The 13,544-nt window shown below is 71.9% G+C and carries 13 protein-coding genes; 7 read left to right on the top strand and 6 right to left on the bottom strand.

Annotation, left to right across the window (positions count from 1 at the left end; translation table 11 throughout):
• Nucleotides 1-107: 107 nt before the first annotated feature.
• The gene (locus ACGFWI_RS29645) at nt 108-878 is read right to left on the bottom strand and encodes an IclR family transcriptional regulator (RefSeq protein ID WP_393909112.1); all 771 of its coding nucleotides are present in this window, start codon (nt 876-878) and stop codon (nt 108-110) included.
• 139 nt (nt 879-1,017) lie between these two features.
• On the opposite strand from ACGFWI_RS29645, the gene ACGFWI_RS29650 reads away from it, so the two are divergent.
• Nucleotides 1,018-2,559: an aldehyde dehydrogenase (NADP(+)) gene (locus tag ACGFWI_RS29650; protein WP_393909113.1), complete on the top strand. Its 1,542-nt coding sequence runs from the start codon at nt 1,018-1,020 to the stop codon at nt 2,557-2,559.
• 5 nt (nt 2,560-2,564) lie between these two features.
• A complete protein-coding gene (locus ACGFWI_RS29655; protein ID WP_393909114.1) occupies nt 2,565-3,113 on the top strand; it encodes a GNAT family N-acetyltransferase in 549 nt (182 codons plus the stop codon).
• Here ACGFWI_RS29655 and ACGFWI_RS29660 read toward each other — a convergent pair.
• Nucleotides 3,058-3,753 (bottom strand): class I SAM-dependent methyltransferase, encoded by a 696-nt coding sequence (locus tag ACGFWI_RS29660; protein WP_393909115.1) that lies wholly within the window; start codon nt 3,751-3,753, stop codon nt 3,058-3,060. The genes ACGFWI_RS29655 and ACGFWI_RS29660 overlap by 56 nt on opposite strands.
• A gap of 79 nt (nt 3,754-3,832) precedes the next feature.
• On the opposite strand from ACGFWI_RS29660, the gene ACGFWI_RS29665 reads away from it, so the two are divergent.
• The 3 genes from ACGFWI_RS29665 (at nt 3,833) to ACGFWI_RS29675 (ending at nt 6,875) form a co-directional block, all read left to right on the top strand.
• Nucleotides 3,833-4,537 carry a DsbA family oxidoreductase gene (locus ACGFWI_RS29665; RefSeq protein WP_393909116.1) on the top strand — a complete coding sequence of 235 codons (705 nt, stop codon included), beginning with the start codon at nt 3,833-3,835 and terminating at the stop codon, nt 4,535-4,537.
• Nucleotides 4,538-4,650: 113 nt separating this feature from the next.
• Nucleotides 4,651-5,712 carry an aminotransferase class V-fold PLP-dependent enzyme gene (locus ACGFWI_RS29670; RefSeq protein ID WP_393909117.1) on the top strand — a complete coding sequence of 354 codons (1,062 nt, stop codon included), beginning with the start codon at nt 4,651-4,653 and terminating at the stop codon, nt 5,710-5,712.
• A 92-nt stretch (nt 5,713-5,804) separates the two neighbouring features.
• Complete coding sequence (locus ACGFWI_RS29675) at nt 5,805-6,875, top strand: alkene reductase (protein WP_393909118.1); 1,071 nt, start codon at nt 5,805-5,807, stop codon at nt 6,873-6,875.
• Nucleotides 6,876-7,004: 129 nt separating this feature from the next.
• Here ACGFWI_RS29675 and thpD read toward each other — a convergent pair whose 3' ends face one another.
• The 4 genes from thpD to ectA all read right to left on the bottom strand — a co-directional run bounded on the left by thpD (nt 7,005) and on the right by ectA (nt 10,435).
• Entirely contained in the window at nt 7,005-7,904 is a 900-nt protein-coding gene (gene thpD / locus ACGFWI_RS29680; protein WP_393909119.1) for an ectoine hydroxylase, read from the bottom strand.
• 101 nt (nt 7,905-8,005) lie between these two features.
• On the bottom strand, nt 8,006-8,416 hold the full coding sequence (locus ACGFWI_RS29685; protein WP_393909120.1) for an ectoine synthase: 411 nt from the start codon (nt 8,414-8,416) through the stop codon (nt 8,006-8,008).
• Nucleotides 8,417-8,462: 46 nt separating this feature from the next.
• The gene (gene ectB, locus ACGFWI_RS29690) at nt 8,463-9,731 is read right to left on the bottom strand and encodes a diaminobutyrate--2-oxoglutarate transaminase (protein WP_393909121.1); all 1,269 of its coding nucleotides are present in this window, start codon (nt 9,729-9,731) and stop codon (nt 8,463-8,465) included.
• A 137-nt stretch (nt 9,732-9,868) separates the two neighbouring features.
• Nucleotides 9,869-10,435: a diaminobutyrate acetyltransferase gene (ectA, locus tag ACGFWI_RS29695; protein ID WP_393909122.1), complete on the bottom strand. Its 567-nt coding sequence runs from the start codon at nt 10,433-10,435 to the stop codon at nt 9,869-9,871.
• A 576-nt stretch (nt 10,436-11,011) separates the two neighbouring features.
• Between ectA and ACGFWI_RS29700 the strand changes: the two genes are divergently transcribed.
• Both ACGFWI_RS29700 and ACGFWI_RS29705 read left to right on the top strand, forming a co-directional pair.
• Nucleotides 11,012-12,103 (top strand): amidohydrolase family protein, encoded by a 1,092-nt coding sequence (locus ACGFWI_RS29700; protein WP_393909129.1) that lies wholly within the window; start codon nt 11,012-11,014, stop codon nt 12,101-12,103.
• Nucleotides 12,104-12,424: 321 nt separating this feature from the next.
• A complete protein-coding gene (locus tag ACGFWI_RS29705; protein WP_393909123.1) occupies nt 12,425-13,378 on the top strand; it encodes an SCO1860 family LAETG-anchored protein in 954 nt (317 codons plus the stop codon).
• Nucleotides 13,379-13,544: the final 166 nt, after the last annotated feature.

The raw sequence follows: 13,544 nt of genomic DNA on the forward strand, positions 1-13,544 counted from the left end.
TGCCGTGGCGGTCGGCGAGGTCGGCGTCATCCGGCCGCCCCGGCAGGCCGGGGCGCCCGGGCCGAGCCGGGTGGCGGCCGGCGGCGGTTAGCCACGGCGGAGGTGTCTCACAGTCGCCGGGTGGCCAGCGTCAGCCGGTCGCGGGCGTCGAACAGGGTGTCCTTGATCATCTGCTCATGGGCCGGCGTCAGCCGGGCCACCGGCACCGAGCAGCTGATCGCGTCCCGGGCCGGGGTGCGGTAGGGGATCGCGACGCCGAAGCAGCGCAGGCCCAGGGTGTTCTCCTCGCGGTCGACCGCATAGCCCTGCTCGCGCACCGCATGCAGCTCCTCGATCAGCTGCTCGCGGTCGGTGAGGGTGTGCTCGGTCAGCTGCGCGAGGGTCGGCGGCAGCATCGCGCGCACCTGGTCGTCGGTGTACGTGGCGAGCAGCGCCTTGCCCAGCGACGTCGAGTGCGCGGGCAGCCGCCGGCCGACGCGGGTGAAGGGGCGCAGATAGTGCTGCGACTGACGGGTGGCGAGGTAGACGACGTTGGTGCCGTCGAGGCGGGCGAGGTGGATGGTCTCGGTGGTGTCGTCGGAGAGCCGGTCCAGCGTCGGCCGGGCCGCGGCCACCACCTCGTCGCCGTCGATGTACGACGTGCCGACCAGCAGCGCGCGGACGCCGATACCGTAGCGGGTGCCGGTGGCGTCGGTCTCGACCCAGCCCAGGTCGACCAGGGTGCGCAGCAGCATGTAGAGGCTGGATTTCGGGTAGCCGACAGCGTCCTGGACGGAGGCCAAACTGTGCATACCGGGGCGTCCGGCGAAATACTCGAGCAACTCCACCGTTCGCACCGCGGACTTGACCTGAGATCCACCGGTCTCGGCAGCTGACATCGCCCTTGACCCCTCTGTTCGGACAGCCATAGAGTCCCAGTTGTTCACCACCTGGGACAGCGTTCAGCATATCGAACGTGATCCGCAGTGCGGCAGGACTCGGAAAGACTCGGCAGGCATCGCCCGGGAGGAATGCACGGTGGCAGCAGCACCAGTCTGGAGTGTCGACCCCCGAACCGGGAAGCAGCGGGAACAGGTTGCGGTGGAAGCCACAGCCGACGAGGTGGACACCGTGGTCCGGGCGGCCCACGCCGCCCGCGGTGCACTCGCCGACCGTGCCGTACGCGCCGCCCTGCTGCGCCGCGCCGCAGATCTGCTCGACGAGGCGGGCGATGCGGTCATCGAGGCCGCCGACGCCGAGACCGCGCTCGGCCCCGGCCGGCTCACCGGCGAACTCGGCCGCACCACCTATCAGTTGCGGGCCTTCGCGGACCTCGTACACGAGGGCGCGTTCCTCGACGTACGGATCGACCACGCCGACCCCGGCCTCACCCCGCCCCGGCCCGACCTGCGCCGCTACAAGATCCCGCTGGGCGCCGTCGCGGTCTACTCCGCCAGCAACTTCCCGCTCGCCTTCTCGGTACCGGGCGGCGACACCGCCAGCGCCCTCGCGGCCGGCTGCCCCGTCGTCGTCAAGGCGCACCCGGACCACCCGGCCACCTCCGAGCTGTGCGTCGCGCTGCTGCGCCGCGCCGCCGCCGAGGTCGGCCTGCCTGAGGGCGTGCTGAACCTGGTGCACGGCTTCCAGGCCGGTATCGACCTGGTGCGCCACCCGCTGATCACCGCGGCCGGGTTCACCGGCTCGGTGCGCGGCGGCCGCGCGCTGTACGACGCGGCCGCGGCCCGCCCGCACCCCATCCCCTTCCACGGCGAGCTGGGCAGCCTCAACCCCGTCGTGATCACCGAGGCCGCGGCCGGGGAGCGCGCCGAGCAGATCGGCGCCGGGCTCGCCGGTGCGATGACGCTCGGCGTCGGACAGTTCTGCGTCAAGCCGGGCCTGGTCCTGGCGCCCGGGGGAGAGGTGGGCGACCGGCTGCTGAAGTCGCTGACCGCCGCGGTCAGCGACACCGAGGCCGGGGTGCTGCTCGACCACCGGATGCGGGAGGCGTTCCTCGACGGGGTCCGCACCCGCGCCGCACTGCCCGACGTCGAGGCGCCGGTGACCCCCGGCGCCGGCGGCCGGCACACCGTCAGCGCCGGCTTCCTCGCCGTCCCCGCCGCCCGCCTCGCCACCGACGGCCCGCACGACCTCCTCCTGGAGGAGTGCTTCGGCCCGGTCACCGTCGTCGCCCGCTACACCGACGAGGCCGAGATCGGCGCCGTTCTCGCCCGGCTGCCCGGCAACCTCTCCGCCACCCTGCAGCTCAGCGACGCGGAGGGCGCCGGCACCGACGACGAGGGCCGCGGCGCCCGGCTGCTGGCCGAGGTCACCCCGCTCGCCGGCCGGGTGGTCGTCAACGGCTGGCCGACCGGTGTCGCGGTCGCCCCCGCCCAGCACCACGGCGGGCCCTACCCGGCCACGACATCCACCTCCACCTCCGTCGGCGGCACCGCCGTCGAGCGCTGGCTGCGCCCGGTCGCCTACCAGGACACCCCGCCCGCGCTGCTGCCGCCCGAGCTGCGCGAGGACAACCCGCTCGGACTGCCGCGCCGGGTCGACGACCGTCCCGAGGGCGCGTAGCGACCGTGCGCCCCGCCACCGGCGACGCCGCGCTCCAGGTCCGTGCCGCGACCGCCGCGGACCTGGCGGCGATCGCCGCCCTGGACACCGGTGCACGGGCCGCCGCCCACCGCGCCCGGTTCCCGGACACGCCCTTCGACGCCCCGGCCGAGCACGCCCGCCGGCACGACGCCTGGTCGCGCGTCCTGGACCGGGACGACACCGCCGCGCTGTGCGCCGCACGGCACGGCACGGTCGTCGGCGCGGCCTCCTACCGCCACCACGACGACCAGCACCGGCCGGCCGTCATGCTCCACCAGCTCCATGTCGACCCCGGCCACTGGGGCACCGGCATCGGCCGCGCCCTGCACACCGCCTGTCTGCGGGCCTGGCGCACGGCCGGCTGCTCCCGGGCCGTCCTCGACGTGCGCTGGCACAACCACCGTGCTCGCGCCTTCTACGCAGGCCTCGGCTGGCGCCCCGACCCGGACCGCCGCCCCGCCCCGGACGCCACCCACCTCACCCTGACGCTGGACCTGGCGACGGCTCCGGTGCCGCCGCTGCCGGCTCCCTGACGGCGATGACCTGCAGCCGCTCCGCCGTCCGCCCGTCCAGCGTGCCCACCGCCCCCGCCCGCTCCTTCCGCACCGAGAAGCCCGCCTCCCGCAGCAGCCCGCGCAGCCGCTCCGGCGGATGGTGCCGGAACACCCCGCCGTCGGGCGTCTCGAAGACCCCGTACGTCCCGTAGCGCTCCGCGAAGCGCGCATACCGCTCCCGGTTGAGCGCATCGTCCTGCAGCGGCACATCGCTCAGGTACAGCACCCCACCGGGCCGTACCAGCCGCCCCAGCTCCCCGGCGATCGCCGTCTGGTCCGCGTCCCCGGGCACGCAGGTGAGCACCGCGAACAGCAGCGCCGCGTCGAAGGCGCCGTCCTCGAACGGCAGCGGGAACCCCGGGCACCGCCTGAGCTCCAGCTCCGGATGCTCCCGCCGCCCCCGTGCGATCAGCGCCGCCGAGACATCCACCCCGCACACCGCGCGGTACCCGGACCCGGCCAGCTCGGCGGTCAGCCGCCCGTAGCCGCAGCCGTAGTCCAGCACCCGCGCGCTCTGCGGAACGTAGACGTCCAGCAGCGCCGGATCGAGCGGATGGGTGAAGGTCTTGGCGGACCCGGTCGTCTCCCAGAAGCCGAGGTATCCCTGTGGCGAGGTCATGCCCGGACGCTACCCGCGGAATAGCCCGTCGCCCCGCGAGGTTGCCCCGGGACACATCCACGACGAGGAAAGTCAGTTCATGCGCGTCGAAATCTGGTCCGACATCGCCTGCCCCTGGTGCTACATCGGCAAGGCCCGCTTCGAGGCCGGGCTCGCCGCTTTCGCGCACCGCGACGGTGTCGAGGTGGTGCACCGCTCCTTCGAGCTGGACCCGAAGGCACCGGCCGCCACCGACGTCCCGGTGCTCGACATGCTCGCCACGAAGTACGGCGTGAGCCGCGAGCAGGCCGAGGCGATGGAGGCCCGGGTGGCCGAAGCGGCCGCGGGGGAGGGGCTGGACTACCGCTCCGACCGCATCCACGGCAACACCTTCGACCTGCACCGGCTGCTGCACGCCGCCCGCGCGCACGGCGTCCAGGACGCCCTGCTCGACGCCTTCTACCGCGCCAACTTCGCCGAGGCCAGGACGCTCGGCGACCCCGCCGTGCTCCGCGAGATCGCCGTCGGCGCGGGGCTGCCCGCCGACGAGGCCGACCGGGTGCTCGCCGACCCCGGGGCGTATGCACCGGAGGTGCGCGCCGAGGAGCGCGAGGCAGCGGAGCTGGGCGCCACCGGCGTGCCGTTCTTCGTCATCGACCGCCGCTACGGCATCTCCGGCGGACAGCCGGCCGAGGTCTTCCGGCAGGCCCTGGAGCGCGCGCACGCCGACGGCCCGGTGCAGGGCCCGGCGGCCGGCGAGGCCGGGGTGTGCGGCGACGACGGCTGCGCCGTGCCCGGGAAGTGACCGCGGGCCGGCCCGCCCGCACCCCGTGCGACCTGCGCGGACCGGGAACGCCTGCGGGCCGGCCGAGCGGAGTGGCCATGGACGCGGCGCGGATCGCCGAGCACAGTGGGGGCATGCAGCGACGTGAGCCACTCGGCGGGGCCGAATTCGCGCCCGAGACGACCTATCTGAACTCCGCCTCCAGCGGACTCCTCCCCCGGCGCAGCGCCGCCGCCCTGCGCGCGGCGCTCGATGAATCCGCCTCCTACGGCACGATGGGCCGCGACTACTTCGGCGCCGCCACGGCCTCCCGTGCCGCCTTCGCCCGGCTGCTGGACGTCCCCGCCGAGCGGGTCGCCCTCGGCAGCTCGGTCGCGGTGCAGTCCGCGTTCGTCGCCGCCTCGCTCCCGGCGGGCGCCGAAGTGCTGGCCCCCGAGGGCGACTTCAGCTCCCTGGTCAATCCGCTCGCCGCCCATCCGGGAATCAAGCTGCGCACCGTGCCGCTGGAGGCGCTCGCCGACGCGGTGCGCCCCGGCACCGCGCTGGTCGCCTTCAGCGCCGTGCAGTCGCTGGACGGCCGGATCGCCGACATGGCGGCGGTGCGGGAGGCCGCGCGGGCCCACGGGGCGCGCACCTACCTCGACATCACCCAGGCCGCCGGCTGGCTGCCGCTGCGCGCCGCGGACTTCGACTTCGTCGTCGCCGGCGCCTTCAAGTGGCTGCTGTGCCCGCGCGGGACGACCTTCATGGCGTTCGGCGGGGAGTACGGGCGGGGCGAGGAGTGGCCCGCCGCCCTCCATGCGGGCTGGGTCGCCGGCGAGGACATCGGCGAGTCCAACTACGGGCTGATCCGGCCGGCCGCGACCGCCCGGCGCTTCGACGAACCGTACGCCCACTTCTCCTACGTCGCCGCCGAACAGTCCCTCGGCCTCATCGAGGAGCTGGGCGTGGCCGCCGTCCACGCCCACAACACCGCGCTCGCCGACCACTACCGCGCGGGGCTGGCCGAGCGCGGTCTGACGCCCCGCCCCGCGCCCGGCTCGGCGATCGTCTCCACCCCCGGGCTCGTGGACGCGGAGCGCCGGCTGACGGACGCGGGGGTACGGATCTCGGTGCGCGGCGGGCTGCTCCGCGCGGCCTTCCACCTCTACAACTCGACGGACGACGCGGACCGGTTGCTGGCCCTGCTGGGGTAGGACGGCCGGGGAATACGGGGCGGGCGCGGGGCGTTGAGCAGCTGATGTAATGGGCAATGATCTTGTTCCGAGCAGCAGTTGAGAGGCCCTCAGTGACCACCGCGTTCGATCCCGTCGACCTCGCCGGCACCCCGCTCGCCAACCGCATCGTCATGGCTCCGATGACCCGCAACCGGGCCACGGAGGGCGGCGGGGTGCCGACCGACTCGATGGTCACGTACTACACCCAGCGCGCCTCGGCCGGGCTGATCGTCACCGAGGCCAGCCAGACCTGCGTCGTGGGCCAGGGCTATCCCTTCACCCCCGGACTGCACACGCCCGAGCAGATCGCCGGCTGGCGCCGGGTGACCGAGGCGGTGCACGGTGCCGGTGGGCGGATCTTCGCGCAGCTGTGGCACGGCGGCCGGATCGGCCACCCGGTGCTGCTGCCGGACGGGTTGATACCGGTCGGCCCGTCCGCCGTGGCCGCCGACTGCCAGGTCTTCACCGAGGACGGCATGAAGGACTGCGTCACCCCGCACGAGCTCACCGACGCCGAAATCCGCACGACCGTCGCGGAGTTCGCGGCCGCCGCCCGCAACGCCGTCGAGGCGGGCTTCGACGGGGTGGAGATCCATGGCGCCAACGGCTATCTCGTGCACCAGTTCCTGGCCCCCCACAGCAATCTGCGCACCGACGGCTGGGGCGGCTCGACCGAGGGCCGGATCCGCTTCGCGGTCGAGGTCACCCGGGCGGTGGCCGAGGCGGTCGGCGCACACCGCACCGGTCTGCGGCTCTCCCCGGGCAACCCCTTCAACGGCATGGAGGAGCCCGCCCCCGAGCCGCTCTACACCGCGCTGCTGCAGGCCGTCGAGCCCCTGGGGCTGGCCTATCTGCATCTGTGCGACGTTCCCGACCACGAGCTGATCGCCCGGATGCGCAAGCACTTCACCGGCACCTTCGTCCTCAACCCGGCCGATGACGGGCGCCCCACCGGCCCCGAGGACCTGCCGCTGATCGAGGACGGAACGGCCGATCTGCTGGCCTTCGGGCGGCAGTTCCTCGCCAACCCCGACCTGCCCCGGCGGCTCGCGCGCGGCGGCCCGTTCAACACCCCGGACCGGGCGAGCTTCTACGGCGGCGACGACACCGGCTACCTCGACTACCCGGCGCTGGACGCCTGAGGAACCGCCGGCCGGACGGGCGGGGGGCGGCGCACCCCGCCCGCACCCGGCGGCCGCCGGTCACACACAAGCGCGGCCGCCGCACAGACCCTGCTGTGCGGCAGCCGCGCCACCCGTACCTCGCCGTGTCTACCTCACCGGCGTGAAGTCCCGGGCTCCGATGTACTCCGGGCGCCGGACCGGCGCCGCGAAGGGCTCCACCGCTTCGTTGTCCACGCTGTTGAAGACGATGAAGACATTGCTGCGCGGGTACGGCGTGATGTTGTCACCCGAACCGTGCATGGCGTTGCAGTCGAACCAGGTCGCCGAACCGGCCTTGCCGGTGAAGAGCCGGACGCCGTGCTTGTCCGCCATCTTCGTCAGCACCTCGTCCGACGGGATGCCCGCGTCCTGCATCTGCAGGGACCGCTTGTAGTTGTCCTTCGGCGTCGCGCCTTCACAGCCCACGAAGTGCCGGTGCGAGCTGGGCATGATCATCAAGCCGCCGTTGGTGTCGTAGTTCTCCGTCAGTGCGATGGAGACCGACACGGTGCGCATGTTCGACAGTCCGTCCTCGGCGTGCCACGTCTCGAAGTCCGAGTGCCAGTAGAAACCGGTGGCACCGAAGCCGGGCTTCACATTGATCCGGGACTGGTGGACGTAGACGTCCGAGCCGAGGATCTGTCGGGCACGGCCGACCACACGCGGGTCGGACACCAGCTTGGCGAACACCTCGCTGATCTTGTGCACCTCGAACACGGTCCGTACGTCCTGTGTTTTCGGCTCGACGATGGAGCGCGGGTCGGCGCGCATCGTCGGGTCGAGGACGAGACGGTCCAGTTCAGCGCGGTACACCGCGACTTCTTCCGCCGTGAGCAGTTCCCCGATGGCGAAAAAGCCGTCGCGTTCGAAGTCGCTCAGCTCGGACGGCGCGAACGGGCCGGCCGTTCCGGGCTGCGACCACACCACCGGGTCCTTCCGCGGGGTGATGACCTCTGCGGTCCCACGGGTCGGGTACAGGTCGGCGGTGCGCTCGGGTGCGGTGGTCATGGTGTTGCCTTCCTCTCCTCTCGTACGGGCTCTGGCTTCCTTGCGTGTGGGCGTGCCTTCCTCATCTGCCGGACGGGGCAGGCGGGTGCTGACGCCTCGCCTCAGACCGTCTCGGTCTCGGGCTCGGTGAGCAGCGGGTAGACCCCGTTCTCGTCGTGGTCCTCGCGGCCGGTGACCGGCGGGTTGAAGACGCAGACGCAGCGGAAGTCCTTCTTGATCCGCATGGTGTGCTTCTCGTGCCCATCGAGCAGGTACATCGTGCCCGGCGTGATGGTGTGCTTCTCGCCGGTCTCGTCGTTGGTGAGCTCGGCCTCGCCCTCTACGCACAGTACGGCTTCGATGTGGTTCGCGTACCACATCGACGTCTCTGTTCCGGCGTACAGGGTGGTCTCGTGCAGCGAGAAGCCGACGCGCTCCTTGGCGAGCACGATGCGCTTGCTCTCCCAGGTACCGGACTTGGCCTTGACGTGGCGGTCGGTGCCTTCGATGTCCTTGAAGGATCGGACGATCACGGTGACTCGGTGCCTTTCTGTGGAACGGTAAGGAGCTCTGGAGTGGTCAGGCGCAGTCGCGGACCGCGCGGGCGAGGACGCGAAGGCCCTCGTCCAGCTCCTCGGGTGTGGTCGTCAGTGCGGGCAGCAGCTTGACGACCTCGCTTTCCGGGCCGGAGGTCTCGATCAGCAGACCCAGCTCGTAGGCGCGCTTGGCGATCTTGTTGGCAAGGGGCCTGTCGATGCACTCCAGGCCCCACACCAGACCGCGACCGCGGTACTCGGCGATGGCTTCGGGGTGCTCCTCGACGATGGCCTTCAGGTGCGATTCGACGATCTCACCGCGGGCGAGAGTCTGCTTCTCCATCTGGCCGTCGGCCCAGTAGGTGTCCAGCGCGGCGGCGGCGGTGACGAACGCGGGGTTGTTGCCGCGGAAGGTGCCGTTGTGCTCGCCCGGCTCCCAGATGTCCAGCTCAGGCTTGAACAGGGTCAGCGCGAGCGGCAGGCCGTAGCCGCTGATGGACTTCGAGACGGTGACGATGTCCGGCACGATGCCCGCCTCCTCGAAGGAGAAGAAGGCACCCGTACGGCCGCAACCCATCTGGATGTCGTCGACGATGAGCAGCATGTCCCAGCGCTCGCACAGCTCGGAGAGGGCGCGCAGCCACTCCGGACGGGCGACATTGATGCCGCCCTCGCCCTGGACCGTCTCGACGATCACGGCGGCGGGGGTGTTGAGGCCGGAGCCCTGGTCCTCCAACAGCCGCTCGAACCACAGGAAGTCCGGGTAGGTGCCCTCGAGGTAGTTGTCGAACGGCATCGGGGTGCCGTGCACCAGCGGGATACCGGCGCCGGCCCGCTTCATGGAGTTACCGGTGACGGCGAGCGCGCCCAGCGACATGCCGTGGAAGGCGTTGGTGAAGGACACGATCGACTCGCGGCCCTTGACCTTACGGGCCAGTTTGAGCGCGGCCTCGACGGAGTTGGCGCCCGTCGGGCCCGGGAACATGACCTTGTAGGGCAGGTCACGCGGCCGCAGGATGATGTTCTGGAACGACTCCAGGAACGCCCGCTTGGCCGTGGTGGACATGTCCAGGCCGTGGGTGACGCCGTCCCGCTCGATGTAGTCGATCAGGGCGCGTTTGAGCGTCGGGTTGTTGTGGCCGTAGTTGAGCGACCCGGCCCCGGCGAAGAAGTCGAGGTAGGTGTGGCCGTCCTCGTCGGTCATGCGGCTGCCCTGCGCACGGTCGAAGACGGTGGGCCAGCTACGGCAGTAGCTGCGCACCTCCGACTCCACGGTCTCGAAGACGCTCAGATCGGGCTGGGTGATGGTCACAGCATGCTCCTGGGAGATGAGTGGCGAAAAAGGATCAGGAAGTCTGTAGGGGGCTGGACGGTGCCGGCGGTGTCACGGGTGTGGTGCCGGGTCCCGTCCGCCCGCAGCGGCGCGGTGGCCGCGCGGTCCCCGGGGCGTCACTGCTCCGGGCGGGATGGTGGCTCGAACGGGCCGATGAGGTGCAGCACCTCCGGCTCGTGGCCCTGCTCGGGGAACACCCCTGCGTCGAAGAGCACCTCGCGCTTGAGGGGCACGGAGTGCCGCTCGGCGAAGGACGCGAACAGGCGGTTGGATGCGGCGTTGTCGGGGGTGATGGTGGTCTCGACGAAGCGCATGCCCAGCTCGTCCACGGCGCGGGCCGAGAGCCCGTCCAGGAGTGCGGCCGCCAGCCCCTGGCCACGGTGCGCGTCGTCGACGGCGACCTGCCAGACGACGAGGGTGTCCGGGCACTCGGGGCGGATGTATCCGGTGACGAAGGCGGCCGGCTCGCCCTCCGTGTCGCGGGCGACGACGGAGGTGGCGGCGAAGTCGCGACACCACAGGAGGTAGCTGTAGGAGGAGTTGAGGTCCAGTGCCTTGGAGTCGCGGGCGATACGCCAGATCGCGGCTCCGTCCTCCACGCGTGGGGTGTCGAGCTTGAAGCCCTCCGGAAATTCTCTGATATCGCTACGGGCACCTGCATGGTCTGCTTGTGCGGCGGTCATAGAAATTAAATTTACCCAGGGAAAAAGGAAATTGCATCGTGGGCAGGGGTTACGGAAACGGCGAAGATGTGTTATCGCGCGGGGGCGCCCGTCCGCGCGATCCCACCGCGGGATGCCCCGATTTGACCTGGATGTTCGGGGCGAAACGGGCACGTTGTGTAGTCGGTCACAGCTCCGTAACGCCTACGAGATCCGTCCGAATTATGGAACTTGCTGCTAGCAAAATCTTGGCGTTTGAGGTGCGGAAAAGCGGGCAGAAGAATACGGGAAGCTGTACCCGGGGGAAATTGGGAATTCGTCTCCGGAAGGTTCGACGTAAGGCCCATCGAAACCTGCGCGGCAAGCCCATGGCAAGACCCGCAAGAACATGCGCGAGATGATGTCCGGAAGTGTGCGGAGAACGCATCCGGAACCGTGCGCAGAACGTATCGAAGCTCTACGGAGAGCGACCGGAGCGAAAAGCGCGGCAGGGCCGCGGCTTTTCCGGGAAACGGCGGGGGAATGCGACCGTGCAGCGCATGTGACCGCAGCGTCCGCACGCTGTGTGACGCCGCCTAAAGTGCCTGTATGACGTCCATGAGTGAAGGTGCGGTGCTGCACCTCAAGGGGAGGGTCCTCGTCGGGCCGGACGACGTGCGCGACGAGCTGTGGATCGTCGGCGGCCGGGTCACCTTCGACCGGCCGGCTGTGGCACGGGATGCCACCACCGTGACGGGCTGGGCGCTGCCCGGCCTGGTCGACGCCCACTGCCACGTGGGCCTGGACGCACACGGCCCGGTGGACGACCCCACCAGCGAGAAACAGGCGCTCACCGACCGTGACGCCGGCACCCTGCTGATCCGCGACGCCGGCTCCCCCTCCGACACCCGCTGGGTCGACGACCGCGAGGATCTGCCGCGGATCATCCGCGCCGGCCGCCACATCGCCCGCACCAAGCGCTACATCCGCAACTATGCGCACGAGATCGAGCCCGAGGACCTGGTCGCCTATGTCGCCCAGGAGGCCCGCCGCGGCGACGGCTGGGTCAAGCTCGTCGGCGACTGGATCGACCGCTCCACGGGCGATCTGGAGGCCTGCTGGCCCCGGGGCGCGGTCGAGGCGGCCATCGCCGAGGCCCACCGGCTGGGTGCCCGGGTGACGGCCCACTGCTTCGCCGAGGACACCCTCGCCCCGCTCGTCGAGGCCGGAATCGACTGCGTCGAGCACGCCACCGGACTCACCGAGGACACCATCCCGCTGTTCGCGGAGCGTGGCGTCGCCATCGTTCCCACGCTCGTCAACATCGCCACCTTCCCGCGGCTCGCGGACGGCGGTGCGGAGAAGTTCCCGCGCTGGGCGGACCACATGCGGCGCCTGCACGCGCGCCGCTACGACACCGTACGAGCGGCCTACGACGCGGGCGTGCCCGTCTTCGCCGGCACGGACGCCGGCGGCTCGCTCGCCCACGGCCTGGTCGCCGAGGAGGTCGTCGAGCTGACCCGGGCCGGCCTGCCCGCCGTGGCGGCCCTCTCCGCCACCACCTGGGGCGCCAGGGACTGGCTCGGCCGCCCCGGTCTCACCGAGGGCGCCCCGGCGGACCTGGTGGTCTACGAGAGCGATCCGCGCGAGGACGTCCGGGTGCTGGCCGCGCCGCGGCGGGTGGTGCTGCGCGGGCAGGTCGTGGGGTAGCCGGTAGCCGGCAGCCGGTTGGCACCGGGCACCCGAAGTGGTGGCCCGGTGCAACCCGGCCGGTCAACCCGGGTCACCCGGACGGTGGGGCAGCTGTTGCGTGGGTGGTACCCCGTGCCGCAGGAATCGAATGAATACGCGAAAACCACCCATTGGGATGAACTGACGTCACGTGCCTGCCCGTTCACCCTCCGTGCGGACACGATGTGCGGGTCGAAGGTCGTCGGCCCGCGTGATGTCCCCCATTGGCGCGGCCGGCGGCTCCATTTCTCCTGTGAGGGTTCCACACACGTGTCCACCAGTCCCACCTGCTCTTCCGGCATGCCCCGACGCCTCGCCGCGACCTTCGTCGCCACCGCACTCACGGCCGGCTCCGCCCTCCTGCTCGGCGCCGTCCCCGCGCATGCCACCGGAGACCACGGCCCGGCCCGCGGCACCGCCGACGCGGTCGTGCTGCGCACCGGCCTGAACGTCGGGCTGCTCCACAAGACGCTCGACGTCCCGCTGAACGCCGTCCTGAACGAGGTGCACGCCCCGGCCTCGGCCGACAGGACCGCGCTCACCGTCAACCTCGACGGCATCAACCACGGCAAGCCGTTCAGCGTGCTGCGCGCCGATGCCGCCACCGCACGGGCCACCAGCGACCGCCGCAAGACCGAGGGCTACGCCAACCTCGTGAAGGCGAAGGTGCATCTGCCCGGTCTGGCGCTGCTGTCCCTGATCGAGGTCCAGCAGGTCACCGCCAAAGCAGTGTGCGAGGCGGGCAAGCGGCCCCGGGCCGAGTCGAATGTGCTGGGCAGTGTCCTCGTCCTGGGCAAGCGGGTCACGCTCACGGCGGGCGGCACGACGGACGTCAAGGTGCCGGGCGTGGGCGAGGTGCGGCTCGACCTGTCCAGGAAGAACGTCATGTCCAAGAGCGCCGCGGCCACCGCGCTCGACCTGAAGGTCTCCCTCAATCCGTTGAAGCTCAACGTCGCGGAGGTGCACGGCCGGGTCACGCTGGCCCGCGCCGGCTGCACCGCACCGGGCGTCAAGGCGCCCGAGCACCACGGCACCAGCGGCGGCCAGACCGGCGCCACCAAGCCCGCCGGCGGCAAGGGCACCGAGGTGACCCAGACGGGCTCGCGGCCCAGCACCCAGAACCTGGCGGAGACCGGCGGCAGTTCGGCCACCCCGTATCTCGCCGGGGGCGCGGCCCTGCTGGTCGCCGCGGGCGCCGGATCGATCGGCTACGCCCGCCGGCGCCGCAACGCCGCGCAGGGCGGCCGCGGCTGACGGACCCCGTACACCGCGCCGGTGCTGTGGGGGCGTCGCGCGCGGAGTACGGCCCGAGGTGGGGGGGGGGGGGGGGGGGGGCGCCGGGGGGGGCCCCCCCCCCCCCCCCCCGCCGCCCCCCGCCCGGGGGGGGGGGCGCCCCGCCGCGGGGACACACAGCCGGCCC

Origin of the sequence: Streptomyces sp. NPDC048434 (assembly GCF_043200375.1) — a bacterium.
Taxonomy (GTDB): domain Bacteria; phylum Actinomycetota; class Actinomycetes; order Streptomycetales; family Streptomycetaceae; genus Streptomyces.